This window comes from Spirosoma sp. KCTC 42546, assembly GCF_006965485.1.
Classification (GTDB): Bacteria; Bacteroidota; Bacteroidia; order Cytophagales; family Spirosomataceae; genus Spirosoma.
Map to the genome: position 1 here is coordinate 1,024,868 of NZ_CP041360.1, position 18,847 is coordinate 1,043,714.

General features: G+C 48.2%; 12 protein-coding genes. 9 read left to right on the plus strand and 3 right to left on the minus strand.

What is annotated here, in order from left to right:
* The first annotated feature begins 2 nt into the window (after positions 1–2).
* The 7 genes from EXU85_RS04340 to EXU85_RS04370 all read left to right on the plus strand — a co-directional run bounded on the left by EXU85_RS04340 (position 3) and on the right by EXU85_RS04370 (position 11,731).
* Positions 3–1,010 carry a FecR family protein gene (locus EXU85_RS04340; RefSeq protein WP_142770891.1) on the plus strand — a complete coding sequence of 336 codons (1,008 nt, stop codon included), beginning with the start codon at positions 3–5 and terminating at the stop codon, positions 1,008–1,010.
* Positions 1,011–1,344: 334 nt separating this feature from the next.
* Positions 1,345–4,845 (plus strand): TonB-dependent receptor, encoded by a 3,501-nt coding sequence (locus EXU85_RS04345; protein ID WP_142770892.1) that lies wholly within the window; start codon positions 1,345–1,347, stop codon positions 4,843–4,845.
* A gap of 25 nt (positions 4,846–4,870) precedes the next feature.
* Positions 4,871–6,469: a RagB/SusD family nutrient uptake outer membrane protein gene (locus tag EXU85_RS04350; RefSeq protein ID WP_142770893.1), complete on the plus strand. Its 1,599-nt coding sequence runs from the start codon at positions 4,871–4,873 to the stop codon at positions 6,467–6,469.
* A 52-nt stretch (positions 6,470–6,521) separates the two neighbouring features.
* Positions 6,522–8,054, plus strand: a complete 1,533-nt coding sequence (locus tag EXU85_RS04355) for an arylsulfatase (RefSeq protein ID WP_142770894.1) — start codon at positions 6,522–6,524, stop codon at positions 8,052–8,054.
* Between the two features lie 287 nt (positions 8,055–8,341).
* Positions 8,342–9,802 carry a sulfatase gene (locus tag EXU85_RS04360; protein ID WP_142770895.1) on the plus strand — a complete coding sequence of 487 codons (1,461 nt, stop codon included), beginning with the start codon at positions 8,342–8,344 and terminating at the stop codon, positions 9,800–9,802.
* A gap of 141 nt (positions 9,803–9,943) precedes the next feature.
* The gene (locus EXU85_RS04365) at positions 9,944–10,705 is read left to right on the plus strand and encodes a cupin domain-containing protein (protein WP_142770896.1); all 762 of its coding nucleotides are present in this window, start codon (positions 9,944–9,946) and stop codon (positions 10,703–10,705) included.
* A gap of 27 nt (positions 10,706–10,732) precedes the next feature.
* Entirely contained in the window at positions 10,733–11,731 is a 999-nt protein-coding gene (locus EXU85_RS04370; RefSeq protein WP_142770897.1) for a glycoside hydrolase family 43 protein, read from the plus strand.
* 98 nt (positions 11,732–11,829) lie between these two features.
* Here the strand turns inward: EXU85_RS04370 and EXU85_RS04375 are convergent, their stop codons facing one another.
* The 3 genes from EXU85_RS04375 to EXU85_RS04385 form a co-directional block, all read right to left on the minus strand.
* On the minus strand, positions 11,830–13,263 hold the full coding sequence (locus EXU85_RS04375; protein WP_142770898.1) for a TolC family protein: 1,434 nt from the start codon (positions 13,261–13,263) through the stop codon (positions 11,830–11,832).
* Positions 13,256–16,459 carry an efflux RND transporter permease subunit gene (locus EXU85_RS04380; protein ID WP_142770899.1) on the minus strand — a complete coding sequence of 1,068 codons (3,204 nt, stop codon included), beginning with the start codon at positions 16,457–16,459 and terminating at the stop codon, positions 13,256–13,258. Before EXU85_RS04380 ends, EXU85_RS04375 begins: the two co-directional genes overlap by 8 nt.
* A gap of 126 nt (positions 16,460–16,585) precedes the next feature.
* On the minus strand, positions 16,586–17,668 hold the full coding sequence (locus EXU85_RS04385; protein WP_142770900.1) for an efflux RND transporter periplasmic adaptor subunit: 1,083 nt from the start codon (positions 17,666–17,668) through the stop codon (positions 16,586–16,588).
* An 86-nt stretch (positions 17,669–17,754) separates the two neighbouring features.
* Here EXU85_RS04385 and EXU85_RS35265 point away from each other — a divergent pair, with 86 nt between their 5' ends.
* Positions 17,755–17,895 carry a hypothetical protein gene (locus EXU85_RS35265; RefSeq protein ID WP_168207737.1) on the plus strand — a complete coding sequence of 47 codons (141 nt, stop codon included), beginning with the start codon at positions 17,755–17,757 and terminating at the stop codon, positions 17,893–17,895.
* A gap of 236 nt (positions 17,896–18,131) precedes the next feature.
* Complete coding sequence (locus EXU85_RS04390) at positions 18,132–18,821, plus strand: response regulator transcription factor (RefSeq protein ID WP_142770901.1); 690 nt, start codon at positions 18,132–18,134, stop codon at positions 18,819–18,821.
* The last annotated feature ends 26 nt before the right edge of the window (positions 18,822–18,847 follow it).

The window sequence follows — 18,847 nt, forward strand, 5'->3', positions numbered from 1 at the left end:
CCATGGATTCGGAAATCACGAAAGAATTGATATTTAGCCACTTCGCCCGGAACATATCTCCACTCCAGCGCGAACGGATTGCGAACTGGCTTCGGGAGAAAGCCAATGAAGAGCAATATTATGAATGGCTTGAAGAATGGGAAACCCGCAACCCTCAGTATCGGACGCAAACAGAAACGGCAGCTCAGGCATACACCGCTTTTTTAACCGATAATCCACATACTGAAGCTGGCTGGTCAGCCGATGTGCCAGCCGTGTTAGCTGTATCCAGGCCCTGGAACCGACCTTTTTGGCTGGTCGCAGCCTCTGTAGTGCTAGTGGCCAGCGTGGCAGGTTTGGTATTTCGCCACCAGCTTCGCTATCAAACCTACACGACGACCTTTGGCGAAACCCAATCCATAAAACTGGTCGATGGAAGCCGGGTACGGTTGAACGCCAATTCCAGTTTACAGGTGCCACGTTGGGGGTTTGGCAGTACCACCCGCGAGGTCGTGCTGGCGGGTGAGGCCGATTTTTCGGTAACTCATACACCTGATGATCAGAAGTTTGTGGTAAAAACGGCAAAGAATTTCGAAGTGGTTGTATTGGGGACAGAGTTTACGGTTTTTGCCCGAAAACGGGGAGCCCGGGTGGTATTGAACAAAGGGAAAGTTCAGCTTCAGTATCAGGAAAACAAGATTGCGAAACAGGTGACCATGAAACCCGGCGATCTGGTAACGCTTGACCCTGAGAATCACATTGCCCTGAAAACCCTGAAGCAGTCGCAATTGCACCCCGCCGGAGAGCAGAATCGGTTTGTATTTGAGGAAACAACGTTGGAAGAAGTCGCGTATATGCTCCAGGAAAATTACGGGTTGCAGGTCGACATTAAAAATCGAGACCTGGCCGAGCGCGTCCTGATGGGTTCGTTTCAGGCGGACAACGTGGATCAACTCCTGCAATCCATCTCCGAACTGTTAGATATCAATGTGGTCCGGCAGGGAAATCGCGTTCAGATCATGGATAAATAATCAGCCATGCGTAACCTATTCAAACTCACGGGAATGCCTACTGAGTTGATCCAGACTACCCTAGAATAACCGTATTTCTCGATAGACTATTAGGTAAATGGTTGATAGTCAAATTTTTAAGTTTTTCTTGGAAAAGAAAGTTTGCCTATCAACCTTTGCCCATCAATTAACAATAGTACTTGCATTTTCTCAGATTTTGATACGCTCTGAACACGCTCCAAATGCCCAGCCAGATTCTGGAATGCGGGTCGCTCACGGTCAACCTCAATGAATTCCAACGAATAACCCAATCATGTCCAGAAATGGATAACCAATAATTAATTCCCTCACTCTTATGACAAATCATTTACGAGAAGCCTCTCATGCGGGTATTCTATTGCTCTTGTTGCTTGTTGGGTTTCAGCCCGGCTGGTCGCAATCGGTTGTACTGGCCAGCAATGTTCAGCAAAAGCGAACAGCCTCCGATCAGGTAGCCAGTCGGCAGCTCAAGGACGTACTCAATGACCTGAAAAGTCAGTACGGGGTAAACATTATGTTCGAGTTACGAACAGTAGATGGACTTTCGGTAACTCCGGAAAGTGTTAACACCAAATCGACCCTCGACAAAAATCTGGAGACTCTGTTACGCCCGCTGGGTTTACGCTACAAAAAAGTAAACAGTAATTCGTACCTGATCCTGAGCGACCGAAAAGCGAAGAAAATTGCGTTTAAGGATGGCCAGATTTCGGGGCCAACGCTCAATCAGGAAACCGATGCCCAAAACGAATCGACGGAAAAGCTACCAGCCGTAGCGCTTCTGGCTGTCACGAAAACAGCAACGCAGGCAGTAGCAGACCCGATTACGGGTACTGTAAAGAGCCAAACCGGCGAAACTCTACCCGGTATTAACGTGGTCATCAAGAACACAACCAAAGGTACCAGCACCGATGCCAATGGTAAGTTTACAATCGACGCACCCGCTAACGCCATCCTGGTTTTTTCGGGTATTGGGTTTGCCACTCAGGAAGTGCCCGTTGGTAGCCGGAGTCGGATTGATGTAGCCTTGGCGTCTGATAATAAGCAGCTTGACGAAGTGGTTGTGGTGGGCTATGGCACTCAGAAACGAAATAGCCTTACCAACTCCGTGTCGCAAATTGGCGCAGAAGAAGTGGCCCGCCGACCAGTGTCCAATATTTCGCAGGCCTTACAGGGGCAGCTGCCGGGGGTTACCGTATTAGATCAGGGTGGCTCGCCGGGTCGGTCCAATACCGCCATTCGGGTTCGGGGTATTACAACGTTTAACATCAATGGGATTGGCAACACGGCTGGTACCAACAATGGCTCCGGCGGCTACGATATGACTAAGAATGATGCGCTGGTGATTGTCGATGGTATCGAGCAGCGGTTGGCCGATATTAATCCGGACGATATCGAGACGATTTCTATTCTGAAAGATGCCTCATCAACGGCCATTTATGGATCAAGAGCCACCAATGGCGTTGTGCTGGTAACTACCAAACGGGCCAAGGGCAGCAAGGTAGTTGTTGATTATAATGGCTATTACGCCAGTCAGCAATCGATTAATACCCCCCACATGATGGGCATCGAAGACTACATGCGGATGCAGGTTGTGGCCTATACCAACGCAGGTTCGACATTGCCAGCCCGTTTCACCGAGCAGTCGATCCAGGCATACGTTACCGCCACCGACCGGGAGAAATACCCGCTGCCAAACACCTGGTTTCAAACCGTACTTCAGGCCGCTCCCCAGCAAAATCATACCTTATCTGTAGCGGGTGGCAGCGAAGCGATACGGACCCGGTTGAGCCTGCGCTATCAGGATCAGGGTGGTATTATTACGCATTACGCCAGTAAGATTGGGGAAATTCGGCTGAACTCCGACTATACAATTTCTCCCAAACTGCGGGTCAGTGCCGATGTCGATTACCGCTACAACTATTCGCAGGCACCTACCATCGATCCTATTAATTTCCTGCTGCACGGCTCACTCTGGGCGGTTCCGAAATATGCCGATGGTACCTATGGCCTAAGCACACAGGGAAACAACCCGTTGATGTACGCCGAAATCGGGGGAGATTCGAAACGATTCGCCGATTATCTGGTCGGTTCGGTCAAGGGTGAATGGGATATTGCCGAAGGACTGACATTCTCTACGCAACTGGCTGGTAGAGGCTATTTTACGCAGGAAAAAAACTATGCCAATTCGTATGTCAACGTCGATAAGAATACGAATATCACCAAAACAGTAGCGAACAATACGCTGACTGAGGTGCGGAATTCGCTTCGGGAATACACCCTTATCAGCTTGCTTACCTATCAGAAGAGCCTGAACAGTCACAATTTCAAGGGCCTGTTAGGCTATTCGCAGATTGGTAATACCCAAACGTTTTTGAGTGCCTATCGCGAGCGGTTTTATAACAACGACATCCAGTCAATCAGTCAGGGGGCTAATGATGGTACCAAGAGCAATTCAGGCAGCGATGCGGTGTATGGCTTACGGTCTTATTTTGCGCGGGTAAACTACGATTATGACGGCAAGTATCTGGTGGAGGTAAATGGTCGCTATGACGGTTCCTCCAAGTTCACCGGCCAGAAACAGTATAGCTTCTTCCCATCGTTCTCGGCTGGCTGGCGCATCTCGAAAGAAAACTTCTGGCAGGGCCTTCAAAAAACAGTAAATGACCTGAAGGTGCGGGGTTCGTGGGGAATAACCGGTAACCAGTCCGTAAACCTGTACAGTTATTATGCCTCACTGGCAGCGAGTGGGTACGACTTCAACGGTGCTGCGGTGCAGGGTTATCGCCAAACAACGCTGGCCAATACCGATCTGGGGTGGGAGTCGACAACCCAATTGGATTTGGGGCTGGATGCTTCCTTTTTTCGCGGGCGTATGAACCTAACGGTTGATTACTACCGGAAACTGACCAATGATATTCTGCTGAATCTGGACATCCCGGCCACACTTGGTCTGATCGCTCCTCCACAAAATGCGGGTTCGGTTGAGAATAAAGGCTGGGAGTTTAGCCTGAACTATCGGGGGGCTAAAAGTGCCTCCGGTTTTCAGTATAATTTGGGCGGTAACTTCAGCATAAACGAAAATAAGGTAGTGGATTTGAAAGGAACGGGCCCATACATTCTGGGTTCGGATATTGATCCTCGGTACATCATTGCGGTAGGTTTGCCCATCAACACCTTGTGGGGCTACAAGACAGATGGTCTTTTCCAGACGCAGGAGCAGATTACCAACTACAAAGCGACCTATGCGGCTAACACCAAACCCGGCGATGTTAAGTATATCGATTCGAATGGCGACGGGAAAATCGACGCCAACGATATGACGAATATTGGTAATTCATTCCCCAAATTCACCTTCGGTCTGACCTCGAACTTCTCGTACCGGAATTTCGAACTGAACCTATTGTTCCAGGGAGCGGCCAAGGTAGACACCCGCCTGGCAGGAGCCCTGGCCGAGATGGGAAACCAGGAAGGATTTACCCATTCGATCTATACCAATAACTACTGGACGCCGGAGCATCCGGATGCTCGTTTCCCGCGCCCCTTAAAGTTTGATCTGCGGAACGTGGCTACGTCGGACCGGCTCATTATTGATGGTTCGTATGTCCGCCTGAAGAACATCCAACTGGCTTACTCACTCCCAGTGGCACTGGCCAATAAAATACGGCTGAACCGGATTCGGGCCTATGTGTCGGCTACGAACATTTTTACCATTTCGAAACTGAACGAGTGGAATCTGGACCCAGAAGTTGGCTCGGGTCGGGCTGTGTATTATCCGCAAACATCGCTGTACACGCTTGGGCTAAACCTGAACTTCTAATCTCACCCTCTCCAACTGAACGATCATGAAATCAACTAGATATATCGCAGGGCTTGCCTTCCTGGCTGTGGCTACAGGCCTGACCCTCACCTCCTGCGACCGGGAGTTATTGGATACGGTACCTAACGACCGATTAGCCGAAAACCTTTTCTGGAAAACAGAAAATGACGCCCGGTTAGCTGCTAATTCGCTCTACACCGATCTGGATAGTACCAACATCATCACCTGGGATGCCATGACAGACATTGCTCATACCAACCAGCCGTTTGATGTGCAGGCGTATGTTGAACTGGGTCAGTATGATGCCACCAGTTCGAAGATTTATGGCGAATGGGCCAAGGCCTACAAGGGTATTCGGGCCTGCAATTACTTTTTGCAGAATGTCGATAAGGTTACGTCGACCAACACCACGCTGATCAATCAGTTTAAAGGCGAAGCGCGGGCCCTTCGGGCATATCAGTACATTAAACTGGCGAGTCTCTTTGGCGATGTGCCGCTGGTAACCACCGCTATTTCACTGGATGAAAGCCGGGCTTTATCTCGCACACCAATTGCGCAGGTCTGGGATTTTGTCGATAAAGAACTCACGGATGCTTCTGCGCTCTTACCAACCACCTATGCCGCTGCTGACAAAGGCCGCGTTACCAAAGGCGCTGTTCTAGGTTTACGGGCACGGGCCAATTTGCTGGCCGGTCGCTATCAGCAAGCCGCCGAAGCTGCCGATCAGGTCATGAAACTGGGTATTTACGGACTGAACGACAGTTACGAAAAGCTATTTTCATACGCAGCCGAAAACAACAAGGAAGTACTGCTGGATCGGCAGTTTATCAAAGATACCTACCCCGTTAATGTCTTTAATTACCTCGGACCTTACAGCCAGAAAAGTGCGAACAGTACGATTGTGCCCACGAAGGCGCTGGTGGATATGTACGAAACAACGGCGGGTAAACTCATTACGGATACTGGCAGTGGCTATGATCCGGCTTCTCCCTATGCCAATCGTGATCCCCGGCTTAAGTTTTCTGTTTTCCTGACAGGCGATGTTTTACCGAGTGGCATCATCTTCCGGCCTGAGCCAACCAGTGGTACGGCTGATGCCGTTGGAAATACGTACATTGCTTCCACGACAGGCTTCAATATCAAGAAATACATTAATGCTGATGACTACGCCAACCCAGCTAACAATGGGATCAATATCATCTTACTGCGCTATGCCGAAATTCTGCTGACCTATGCCGAAGCGAAGATTGAATTGAACCAACTGGATGCCAGTGTTCTAACGGCCATCAACACGGTTCGGAATGGACGAACGGATGTGAAGCAGCCGTCTATTAGCAGCACAGCTACGCAAGCCGATTTGCGGGCCATCGTTCGTCGGGAGCGGACTGTTGAGTTAGCCTTTGAAGGGCAGCATCTCTTCGACATTCGTCGGTGGAAAACAGCGGAAACCGTTGTGCCGGGGCCTATTTATGGGATTACTTATAAAGACGCTACGGGTGCTCTAGCCACGGTTCAGGTTGTTGGTATTAATCGGACCTTCGATAAAAGCCGTCATTACCTCTGGCCCATTCCGCAACGGGAACGCAACCTGACGCCAACGCTTTCACAGAATCCGGGCTGGTAAGGGGTTGATGGTTGGGTATTTGTTCAATGACAAAAACAACTTACTTACCGTAATGAAGTCAGGTTTAATTGTACTCAGCGTAGTAATTCTGATTGTGGTCGGATGGTTATTTTCTTCTTTTACCCCCCATCAGGCAGCTTCAGCCAACCGGAGTGCCGTATCACCCAACATCATCTACATTTATGCCGATGATATGGGGTATGCAGAATTGGGTTGTTATGGCCAGCAGAAAATTCGGACACCTAATCTGGATCAGCTTGCGCGTGAGGGTATCCGGTTTACGCAACACTACACGAGCATGCCGGTTTGTGCGCCCGCCCGCTGTATGCTCCTGACCGGCAAGCACAGTGGTCATTCCTACATTCGGGGAAACTACGAAATGGGTGGTTTTGCCGATTCGCTGGAGGGTGGGCAGATGCCGCTGTATCCTGGCGCGTTTACCCTTGGGCGGATGCTCCAGCAGTCGGGCTACAAAACGGCCTGCATTGGTAAATGGGGAATGGGTATGGCCAATACCACCGGCAATCCGAATGAGCAGGGTTTCGATTATTTCTACGGTTATCTGGATCAGAAGCAAGCCCATAACTTCTACCCGACGCATCTCTGGGAAAACGGTAAACCCGACCGCCTGAACAACCCGTTCATCGACGTACATCGCAAGCTCACCCCCGAAACAGCCACACCAGAAGCATTTGCCTATTATCGGGGTAAAGATTATGCGATTGATAAGATGGCGCAGAAAGCCCAGGCTTTTGTTCGGCAAAACAAGAATGCGCCTTTTTTTCTATACCTGCCATTCACGGTGCCGCACGTATCGTTGCAGGCACCCGAGGTAGCAGTAAAGGAATATATTGGCAAATTTGACGACAGACCCTATCTCGGTGGACAGGGATACGCGTCAACGCCTTATCCGCGTGCTACGTATGCGGGCATGATTACCTACATGGATAAACAGATCGGGCAGTTGATGCAGTTGCTGAAAGACTTGAAAATTGACGACAACACAATCGTTATGTTTTCGAGCGATAATGGAGCAACGTTCAATGGTGGGGTAGAAGCGGCTTATTTCAATAGTGTGGGTGGTTTGCGAGGTCTGAAAATGGACGTGTACGAAGGCGGCATCAGAGAGCCGATGCTCGCCCGCTGGCCGGGTAAAATAAAGGCAGGCCAAGTCACAGACCATGTATCGGTTCAATATGATCTGCTGGCAACTCTGGCCGAACTGGTTGGCTATAAACAGCCATTTACTACTGATGGGATTTCGTTTTTACCAACCTTATTAGGCCAGTCGACAGCCCAAAAACAACATCCCTTTCTCTATTGGGAATATCCCGAAAAAGGCGGCCAGTTAGCTGTAAGGATGGGCAATTGGAAAGCGGTGAAAACCAATGTGCGAAAAAATCGTACGGGTCCCTGGGAGCTGTATGACTTGGGTGGAGACGTTAGTGAACGTACCAATCTGGCCGCCCAGCACCCCGATCTGATTCAACAAGTGAATGCCATCGTTGCCCGTGAACATAGGCCTACACATGTAAACGAATGGGAAATTGTTACACCAAAAACAGCTGTTGTGGGTACGAATTGATCATGGCCCCGCACCGGCGGACCAGCTGATTGTTATGATTGGTAAGATACAGATATGATTTTTGTCGTGATGTCAGTTTCTTAAAACTGACACAAAGGTTTCTCAAAACCTATCGTGTCAGGTTAGGATGGTCACTACACTCGGTTTTAAGAAACCTCGCTTGTCAGTTTTAAGAAACTGACATCACACCATCACCACTCAACGAGCTTAATCTGACGGCTATGGTAAGGACAAAGACCCTTGAATACCCAAAAATAAACAGGACAGTATCTTTTAAAATCGCTTTTATGACCTTTATTCCTAAACGTTTATCTCGTCTCGTATTGAGTGCCTTTACCTTAATTGGCGTCGGCCTGCTCATCTCAGCCTGGGTTGAGAAACCCGCGCCAGTGCCCCCGCCCAACGTCGTCCTGTTTTTTATGGATGACATGGGCTACGGCGATTTGTCTGTAACGGGTGCGCTGGATTATACAACGCCCAATCTGGATCGTATGGCGGCTGAGGGTACACGCTTCACGAATTTTATGGCGGCTCAGGCCGTGTGTAGTGCCTCGCGAGCGGCTCTGCTCACGGGTTGCTACCCAAATCGACTGGGTATTTCGGGTGCATTAGGACCCAATTCATCTGTTGGCCTGAATCCAAATGAAGAAACGCTGGCCGAGCTACTAAAAGAACGCGGCTATGCAACGGGCATGTTTGGTAAATGGCATTTAGGCGATAACAAGAAATTTCTGCCAATGCAGCAGGGCTTCGATGAATATTATGGCGTACCTTATTCGCACGATATGTGGCCGTTGCATCCCGCTCAGGCACAGGCAAAATACCCACCTCTGCGCTGGATCGATGGGAATGAACCTGGTCCGGAAATCAAAGATTTAGAGGATGCTTCTAAAATTACCGGCACCGTTACGGAGAAGGCTGTTTCGTTTATTCGGAACCATAAGAAAAAGCCCTTCTTCCTGTACGTACCGCACCCACTACCACATGTACCACTGGCCGCTTCGGCCAGGTTTAAAGGCAAAAGCGCACGGGGTATTTTCGGTGATGTACTAACGGAACTGGATTGGTCGGTCGGGCAGATTTTAACTGAATTAAAACAGCAGGGGCTGGATAAAAATACCCTCGTTATTTTCACCAGCGACAATGGACCCTGGCTCAACTATGGCGATCATGCTGGCTCATCGGGCGGATTTCGGGAAGGCAAGGGCACCTCGTTTGAAGGCGGGCAACGGGTGCCCTGCCTGGTTCGCTGGCCGGGTGTGGTGCCTGCCGGGCGAGTGAGTAACAAGTTGCTGTCGACCCTTGATATTTTACCAACAGTGGCCAAACTCTGCGGTGCCCGTTTGCCTAAACAACGCATTGACGGCGTCGATTGGACTGCCTTACTTAAGGGCGATAACACGTCAACCCCTCGCGATAAATTTTACTATTACTACCGGAAAAACAGCCTCGAAGCCGTCCGGCAGGGCGATTGGAAACTGGTCTTTGCCCACCCCGGCCGCACCTATGAAGGGTTCCTTCCCGGCCAGAATGGAAAGCCTGGGCCAAGCACGGAAACGCACGAGTTTCCGGTAGCTCTGTATGACCTGCGTCGTGATCCGGGTGAGCGGTACGATGTTCGGGAGCAACACCCGGAGATTGTTGCCAAACTGGAACAGATTGCCGAAGAAGCCCGTACCGATCTGGGTGATGACATCCAGAAACGTACCGGAGCTAATGTTCGTGAGGTGGGGCGGGTGAGTCAGTAATATACGGCCATCAATCCTTGGCCTGATGTTAATGTCTATCATCAGGCCAAGGATTGATGGCCATAACCTCCGTCTTTCTGCGATAACGGGTAGGTCAAAGGCCATTTGTGCTTAGGGTAAGCAAAGGATTTCGGCTTATCCATGAGATACTTCCTGCTTTTCTGGGCAATCGGCTGGGCTTTCTTCCCAGCCTTCTCCCAGGCCATTACATCAGACGTCTACTCCTATACTCAGTTACCAGTTATCAATTATACGGGTTACGAGGAGCGAACCCTACTTGAAGGGGCTACCCGGGATTTTTCCCACTTACTCGTTCAAGCGATGACCTTACAGGCCAATCAGCCTGGTCAACCCACCCAACAACTCGAAGAAGAGGCTGTCCTAATCATCAAAGCGGGCGAATTAACGCTGACGCTTGGCGGTAAACGCAAAACCCTGGGACCTGGTAGCGTGGTTGTGATCATGCCCGGCGACGACTATCTGATAGAAAATAAAGCAGCCCAGTCTCTCACTTATTACTTCATACGATATACGTCTAACGAAGTGCCTGATCTGGATATTTTTCAGCTAATGGGTCACTCATACTGGATCGACTGGCAGCAGGTAGCCTTTACTGATGACAAACGCGGGCGCGACCGACGGATGGTGCCCTGTTTCTCCGTGATGAGCAGCCGATTTGCCTTGCAGGTCACCACACTCAACCCCGGTTCAGAGCGTTATCCACCCCACACCCACCGCGCAGCTGAACTCTCACTCATTCTTGACCATCCGGTTCAGGTGGAGATTGATGGGACAATGAAACGGGCGCAGGTGGGGGACCTCATTTTTGTGGAATCGGATATATCCCATAGCATTCAAAACAGTAGCCAGGAAGGCAGTACCTTCTTCTCGCTCCAATTTTAGACCTTAACTTCGGGCTATACGCTGATCATGGTTAAAAAGACATTCTTACTGGTAACCCTGCTTACCGTTCATCTGACCTCGGTTTTTTCGCAAAATCGAACCCCTGTGCTCAGACAGGATGTACCCCTAGATTCTATTCGCCTGAGCGACCCGTTTATTCTGGCGGATAAAAAAACAGCAACGTACTATATGACCGGTACAGGAGGCATGTTATGGAAAAGCAGCGACCTGAAAACATGGACTGGTCCTTTCTCCGTTGCCAGGACTGATCCTGAATCCTGGATGGGAAAGAACCCAATGATTTGGGCGGCAGAACTACACCCGTACAAGGATAAATACTACTATTTTGCCACCTTCACTAACCGGGAGGTGAAAATTGACACGGTCGGCGAGAACGTAATTGAGCGTCGGGCTTGTCATGTTTTAGTTAGTGATAAAGCCGAGGGGCCATATGTTCCCATGAAAGACCCTGTTTATCTGCCCGCTGACAAACCAACTTTAGATGGTACCCTGTGGGTAGATACGGATAATAAGCCTTATATGGTTTATTGCTACGAATGGCTGCAAAACCTGAATGGAACCATTGAAAAGATCGAATTGAAGCCCGATTTAAGCGGTTCAATAGGCGAGGGGAAACTACTGTTTCGGGCCAGCGACAGTCCCTGGAGTCGTGAGCAATCGAATGGGAAGGTTGGTCCGAATAAAGTGACAGATGGACCGTATGTATTCCGTACCGGAAGCGGTAAGCTTGGTATGATCTGGACCAGTTGGATCTATGATGTTTATACACAAGGCGTCGCTTACTCAAAAAGTGGCACGCTGGATGGTCCCTGGGTACAGGAGCCAGAGCCTATAACTCCGCCTAATTTCGGCCATGGTATGTTGTTTCGTACCCTAACAGGCAAGTGGTTAATGTCCGTTCATAGCCATAAAAAAAGTAACGGCCGTACGATACGTGTTCCCCATTTAGTTGAGGTGGACTTCTCTGGCGATAAGTTGGTGGTAGGGAAGCCTTATATACCTTGAGGTAATTGATAATGGGTAATGAATAATGTACAATGGATAATGAATAACCTGTTGATGATTATTCATTATCCATTGTACATTATTCATTAAACCAATGGCTATCTCCAGCCGCCACCCAATGCCCGGTACGTATTAACCTGGGCATTCAGTTGCTGCACTTTAGTTTCAATAAGCTCCATTCTGGCTTCCAGTACATCCCGCTGCGTCAGTAACACTTCCATATAATCGGCTCTGGCGGAGGTGAATAACTTGAGCGATATGCTGGTCGACTGCGTCAGTGCCTGCACTTGGTTATTCTTCTGAACGTACTTCTGCCCCAGGTTATCCATGTTTGATAGTTGATTGGCTACCTCGATATAGGCATTCAGTACCGTTTTCTCGTAATTGTAAACGGCCTGTATTTGCTTTGAATTAGCCGTTCTATACGTTGCTGTGATAGCAGTCTTATTCACCACCGGACCCGCTAAACCACCCAGGAGTGAAGCCACCAATGATTGTGGGGCGTTCAGCAGATAGAGTGGGTTGTAGGACATGAAACCCAGAAACGCTGTAATATTCAGCGATGGATAAAAGTTAGCTCTGGCTACGACTACGTCCAGTTTAGCTGCCTCCAGATTTAATTCAGCCTGTTTGATATCAGGCCGGTTCGCTAGTAACTGCGATGGAAGGCCCGCGTTAACCTTCGTAGGAGTTAACTCACCAAAGCCCTGAGAATTCCGTTGAACGTGTTGCGGAAATCGACCCACCAGGAAATTAATCCGGTTTTCCGTCTCTACAATCCGTTGCTGAATTTCGTACTGAAGGCTTTGCGTTTTGTATACTTCGGCCTCAAACCGGCGAACGGCCAGTTCGGTCACCTTAGCCGCTTCTTTTTCCTGCTTCGTAATCGATAGGGCGTTATTCAGGATCGTAATGTTATTCTGAATAATACTCAGCTGGTTATCATACGCCATCAGCTCATAATAATTGTTGGCGATTTCGGCAACCAGATTGGTAACCTGGAAATTTTTTCCTTCTATAGAAGCCAGGTAATTGTAAATGGCCGCTTTTTTGGAGTTCCGCAGCTTCCGCCAGATATCCACTTCCCAACTAACCGTTGGGCCAACGAAGAAATTAGGTAATACAGAAGGCGTTGGTACCCCCGGCCGTATCTCGGTGAATTCATCAGCAGCTCCCTGGCTGGTGTAACGCGACACTTTGTCGACGCCAGCTCCCCCGCCAAGCGTAACGAAGGGTCGGTAGGCTCCGCTTCTGGCTAAAACTTCGTTATTGGAAACCTGGATTTCCTGTAACGTAATATTTAACTCCTGGTTGTTATACAGCGCCGAATCAATCAGGGCTGTCAGGTTGGGGTCCGTAAAATACTGCCGCCAGCTTGTTTTTGCTGAGTTGGTAGAGTCCTGCGAGTTGTAAAAACTCGCAGGTACTGATTTATTCTCTGTTTTCTGAGTCAGACGCGGTACGCTACAGGCGGCATTGAACAGGACAATGAGCGTAATACCGGCCCAATTCGCAATTTGTTTATTAGTCATTGATTTCGCTTTCTTCAGGTTGTGGGAAAAGGTCAACAGAGTGAACAAGGTTTTCGGTCAACGAATCCTCTTCTTCATCTTTAATCATCTTCCGCCCATCGGCCAGACTACCAAATATGTAATATAAGCCAGGGATGATGATGACCCCGAAAATGGTTCCGAACAACATACCTCCCATGGCAGACGCACCAATGGTACGGTTACCGATAGCACCTGCGCCCGATGCACTAATCAACGGGATCAGACCGGCCACAAAGGCAAAGGAGGTCATTAAGATCGGGCGGAAACGAACCCGGGCTCCTTCAATAGCTGCGTTCAGAATCGTTTCGCCCTGCTGGCGTTTCTGAACCGCAAACTCCACGATCAGTACGGCGTTTTTACCTAAAAGCCCCACCAGCATGATCAGACCAATCTGGGCATAGATGTTGTTTTCCAGCCCCATGAGCTTTAGCAACAGGAATGAACCGAATATCCCAACCGGTAAGGAGAACACCACCGCCAATGGAATAATAAAGCTTTCGTACTGGGCGGCCAATACCATGTATACGAAGGCCAGTACGATCAGGAATACATACAGCGATTCGTTCCCCCGGATCGACTCGTCATACGAAAGGCCTTCAAATGCGATATCGTATCCTCTTGGCAAGGTCTTGGCAGAAACTTCCCGTATGGCCTGGATGGCGTCGGCCGTTGTATAGCCTTTAGCCGGAAGGCCCTGAATAGCCGCTGAATTGTACAAATTGAAGCGGGTGATTTCATTGGGTCCCTGTCCTTTTTTCAATCTCATGAAGGCTGAGTAAGGTACCATTTCGCCCGCATCGTTTTTGACAAAAAGCTTTAGAAGGTCGGTTGGAAGTCGTCTGAAACCGGGATCAGACTGCACGTACACTTTGAAGAACTGGTTATATTTAATAAACCCTTGTTCGTAGGTACTACCAATCATGATGTTCAGGTTGTCCATCGCTTTCCCGATAGACACACCTTTTTGCATGGCCAGATTATTGTCGATTTCCAGTTCGTACTGCGGATAATTGGCGGCAAAGAAGGTAAACAAGCCGGTTAGCTCTTTACGTTTGCCCAAATCCTCCATGAACTGCTTGTTGATTTTGTCGAACTCACGGTAGTCCGTATCGGTCGTTTTATCCAGCAAACGCATCGAGAAACCGCCTGATGTACCAAAGCCAGGAATAGCGGGTGGTTCGAAGAATTCGACTACGGCTCCAAGACCTCTCGTTTTACCTTCCAGTTCTTCCATTATTTCCTTCACGTTCTTGTCGCGATCTCCCCAGGGTTTCAGGTTGATCAGACAGGTACCGGCGTTGGATCCCCGTCCTTCGGTCATGATCTCGTAACCGGCCAGCGACGATACGGATTCGATCCCAGGAACTTCTTCGCAAATTTTCTGAAGCCGTCGGGATACCTCGTTAGTTTTTTCGAGCGTAGAACCTGGTGGCGTCTGGATAATGGCATAAATCGTACTCTGGTCTTCGTTCGGAATAAAGCCAGCTGGCAGGATTTTATTCACGAGTACGATTCCCGCACAGAAACCTATTAAGATGGCGAACGTAACGAAACGGCGGCTGACGATTAATTTTAACAGACCTACATACCAACCGGTCATTTTATCAAATCCCCGGTTGAAACTGTCGAGGGCCCGGGTTAGCGGATTTTTCTTGGGGGGATGTCCATGATGATTTCTTAGCAACATGGCGCACAAAACGGGGGTAAGCGTTAGGGCGATCAAAGCCGAAATCACAATAGAACTAGCCATAGTGATGGAGAACTGTCGGTAAAACGTACCAACCGGACCCGACATGAAAGAGATGGGCAGGAATACCGATACCATAACCAGGGTAATCGCGATAATGGCCCCACTGATCTCGCCAAGCACTTTTCGGACCGCACCAAAGGGTGTTATATGCGGTTCTTCTTCCATCTTGGCGTGCACGGCCTCCACCACCACAATGGCATCATCGACCACAATACCAATGGCCAGTACGAGCGCAAAGAGTGTAATTAAGTTGATGGAGAGCCCAAACGCCTGAATCACAAAAAACGCCCCGATCAGGGATACCGGAACCGCCAGAATCGGGATCAGGGTAGAGCGCCAGTCGCCCAGGAAGATAAATACAACCAGAGCAACCAGAATAAACGCATCTCGTAACGTATCAATTACCTGCTCGATAGAGGCATCCAGGAAGTTGGATACGTCATAGCTGATCTTATAATCGACCCCCGGAGGAAAGGAGGTTTTCATTACCTCCAGTTTCTTCTTCACTTCTTCAATGACGTCACTGGCATTACTACCATAGTTTTGCCGCAGTACAATAGCTGCCGACGCGTGACCATCCAGGTTGGAATAGATGTCAAAGAATTCACTTCCTAATTCAACCCGGGCTATATCGCGCAGGTGTATGCTCTCTCCTTCCGAATTAGCCCGTATAATGATCCCTTCGTACTCTTCCGGTTTATTATACCGGCCTTTGTACGTAAGCACGTATTCCAGCGACTGGGCGGCTATGCCGGAACTTTGACCAATCCGGCCCGGCCGACCAATAATACTTTGCTCGCCAATGGCCTTCATCACTTCCTCGGTAGAAATGTTATAGGCCCGCATGCGCTCTGGATTTAACCAAACGCGCATAGCATAGCGTCGACTACCTAATATTTGTGCTCTGGCTACCCCTTTGGTCCGTTGGATCTCGGGGATCATTTTAACCGTAGCGTAGTTGAATAGGAATTTTTCGTCAATACTCTTTTCCTTAGAATAGAGGTTAACGTACATCAACATACTGGGCTGAACAGGCGAAATAATAACCCCTTCCCGCTGAACCAGTTCGGGCAGGAGCGGCATAACCTGGTCCACCCTGGTTTTCACCCTGATAACAGCGGTATTGGGATCCGTACCCGGTTCAAAAATAATGCGGAGGGTAGCTTCACCAGCACTGGTGGCGTCGGTGGCGATATAGCGCATATCCTGAACACCGTTGATGGCCTGTTCCAGGGTGATCAGTGTGGATTTTACCAATACATCAGCACTGGATCCAGGATAGGCAATAAATATATTGACGGTTGTAGGCGCAATATCCGGGAATTGAGAAATGGGCAATTTCTCAATAGCCAGTATACCGATAAAGACGATCATGACCGATATCACAATAGCGAATACGGGTCTGCGTATGAATTTACTGAACATAACGTCTACTTTAAGGAATGTAAAATGAATAATGTAAAATGAATAATCGGGGCCGCCGTTCGGAATAATGATCTGATAATGAGACGATTTTCATTATACATTTTTCATTATTCATTATACATTTATTTATTCGGCATATAAACTTAGATTAGAGATGACTGAATCAGGTTTTACGAACTTGTAGTGTATTTTTTCATTTTCGCGTACCTGACGTAAGCCTTCCAGAAGGATCTTATCATCTTTAGTCAAACCAGTCCGAACAACAAAAATGTGGGGCATTTCTGCAGCTATGGTGATTTCCCGGGATCTAATTTTATTGTCTTTATCCACTATATACACATACTTCTTTTCAAGGACTTCGAACGTGGCTTTCTGTGGAATAATCAGAGCATTTTTAAGCGGTAAAGTCATTTGGATATTACCCGTTTCGCCATGACGTAACAGCCCGTTCGGGTTTGGGAAGGTAGCCCGAAACGCAATGTTTCCGGTTTCGTTGTTGAAGTCGGCTTCAATTGTTTGAACCACGCCCGGATGATCATACACTCGCTGATTGGCCATCAGTAGGTTTACACTAGTCAGATTTTCCTGCTGAGCGTGGGTTTTATAGTTCAGGTACTCGGCTTCGGGTACGTTGAAGTACACCCACATTTTGCTGTTATCGGAGAGTGTAGTCAGTAAATCACCCTCATTAACAAGGCTACCCAACCGTACCTGAAAGTGGTCCATGATACCATCGAAAGGCGCTCTTACCTCGGTAAATCCAAGGTGAATCTGCGCTACAGATACTTCAGCTTTCGCTTTGTCTAACTTGGCTTTGGCCAGAGCCAATTCATTTTTTGAAACAATATTACTATCCGCCAGTAGTTTTGTGTTTTTGTATTCGACGTCTACAAAATTGGCTTCAGCCTGTGCTTTCAGTAATTCAGCCTGGTATTGAATTGGCAGAATCTGAAACATGAGCTGCCCTTTTTTAACGTACTGGCCTTCGTCTACGAAGATTTTCTGTAAGTAACCCTTTTCCAGCGCTCTTATTTCGATGTGCTGGATCGAGTGGATTTGAGATACGTAATCATTTGTGATCGTCGTGTCTTTTTTCAGTGGACTGGTCACCAGATAGTTGACTTCTTCTTCCTTTTCTTCTTCTTTATGTGAACAGCTTGTAAAGCACCACAAGGCACACAAGCTCATGAGCATGAGCATTCTATTCATAACTATCTTATTTTTTACACGAAACGATTTTGACAATTTTCAATTAGTGTTCTTGAACTATAGGATCAACTATAAACGGGTTGTCGATGACTCCGGCAGCTGAAGAAGGGCTCGCTGATCACCCAAAAGCCAAAAGTGCCTGGTCGCCAATGGGCTTAGGATTGACGAATACAAAGGTATTTTACCCACAGGCGGCCAACATTAAAAAATACTTAAGGGGCGATTAGAAATTCTTTAAACAATTATATTAGTAGGACAATACCGGGAATTTTCCGTAGCTGGCTGGCTTTTATCTGATTTTAATTGTATTATTTCTATGATAAGTTGTCATTGAATCAGCCGGGTTCGGGCGGAGTTGACGATTTTATTAAACGTAGATTAAAAGGGAATTAGAAGTCTATTCAATGGGTTAGATTAAACGATCGAGCCTATATAAATTGGCAGTTGGTAAAGCGGTATTCTCATGCAAATATTACTCGTTGACGAAGACGCAAAACTGGCCTATTCCCTGAAGCGTAGTTTGAAGGAGCATGGCTTTAGGGTTTCAACAGCACTAGATGGCGCTACTGCCCGAAAGTTGATTGAGTTTGGGGGAATCAATCTGGTCATACTGGAAACTAGCCTGCCCGATGTAAGTGGGTATGAGCTATGTCGCGATATCCGCACCCAAAATGCTCACATCCCTATTATTATCCTTACGAACCAGGGAAGCATTGACTGTAAATTGGCCGGGTTCGATGCCGGGTCTGATGACTATATTGTTAAGCCCGTTGAGTTTAGTGAGCTGCTGGTCCGGATTAAGTCAAGCATAAAACGCAGTTATCAATCCTATGAGTCTGGATTAGGTGAGTCGACTCAGCTAACCATGGCCGACTTGACCCTGGATTTACGGGAAAAGACTGTAATCAGAGCTGGTAATAAACACATCAACGTGACACCTCGTGAGTTTGCCATCCTGGAGTATTTCTTACGAAACCAGGGAACGGTACTCAGCCGCGAAGAAATTACACAGAACGTATGGGACATGCCCGTTGGGGTAGGCACTAATCTACTCAACGTATATATCAACTCGCTACGAAAAAAAATTGATAAAGATTTCGAGACAAAACTGATTCACACCCGTAAAGGAATTGGTTTTGTGATGAAGGAATAGCATGCTGCTTAAATCGCGATGAATCA

Coding starts and splice junctions, on each gene's coding strand:
- EXU85_RS04340 (WP_142770891.1), top strand. CDS start 3: ATGGATTCGGAAATCACGAAAGAATTGATATTTAGCCACTTCGCCCGG.
- EXU85_RS04345 (WP_142770892.1), top strand. CDS start 1,345: ATGACAAATCATTTACGAGAAGCCTCTCATGCGGGTATTCTATTGCTC.
- EXU85_RS04350 (WP_142770893.1), top strand. CDS start 4,871: ATGAAATCAACTAGATATATCGCAGGGCTTGCCTTCCTGGCTGTGGCT.
- EXU85_RS04355 (WP_142770894.1), top strand. CDS start 6,522: ATGAAGTCAGGTTTAATTGTACTCAGCGTAGTAATTCTGATTGTGGTC.
- EXU85_RS04360 (WP_142770895.1), top strand. CDS start 8,342: ATGACCTTTATTCCTAAACGTTTATCTCGTCTCGTATTGAGTGCCTTT.
- EXU85_RS04365 (WP_142770896.1), top strand. CDS start 9,944: ATGAGATACTTCCTGCTTTTCTGGGCAATCGGCTGGGCTTTCTTCCCA.
- EXU85_RS04370 (WP_142770897.1), top strand. CDS start 10,733: ATGGTTAAAAAGACATTCTTACTGGTAACCCTGCTTACCGTTCATCTG.
- EXU85_RS04375 (WP_142770898.1), bottom strand. CDS start 13,263: ATGACTAATAAACAAATTGCGAATTGGGCCGGTATTACGCTCATTGTC.
- EXU85_RS04380 (WP_142770899.1), bottom strand. CDS start 16,459: ATGTTCAGTAAATTCATACGCAGACCCGTATTCGCTATTGTGATATCG.
- EXU85_RS04385 (WP_142770900.1), bottom strand. CDS start 17,668: ATGAATAGAATGCTCATGCTCATGAGCTTGTGTGCCTTGTGGTGCTTT.
- EXU85_RS35265 (WP_168207737.1), top strand. CDS start 17,755: ATGACTCCGGCAGCTGAAGAAGGGCTCGCTGATCACCCAAAAGCCAAA.
- EXU85_RS04390 (WP_142770901.1), top strand. CDS start 18,132: ATGCAAATATTACTCGTTGACGAAGACGCAAAACTGGCCTATTCCCTG.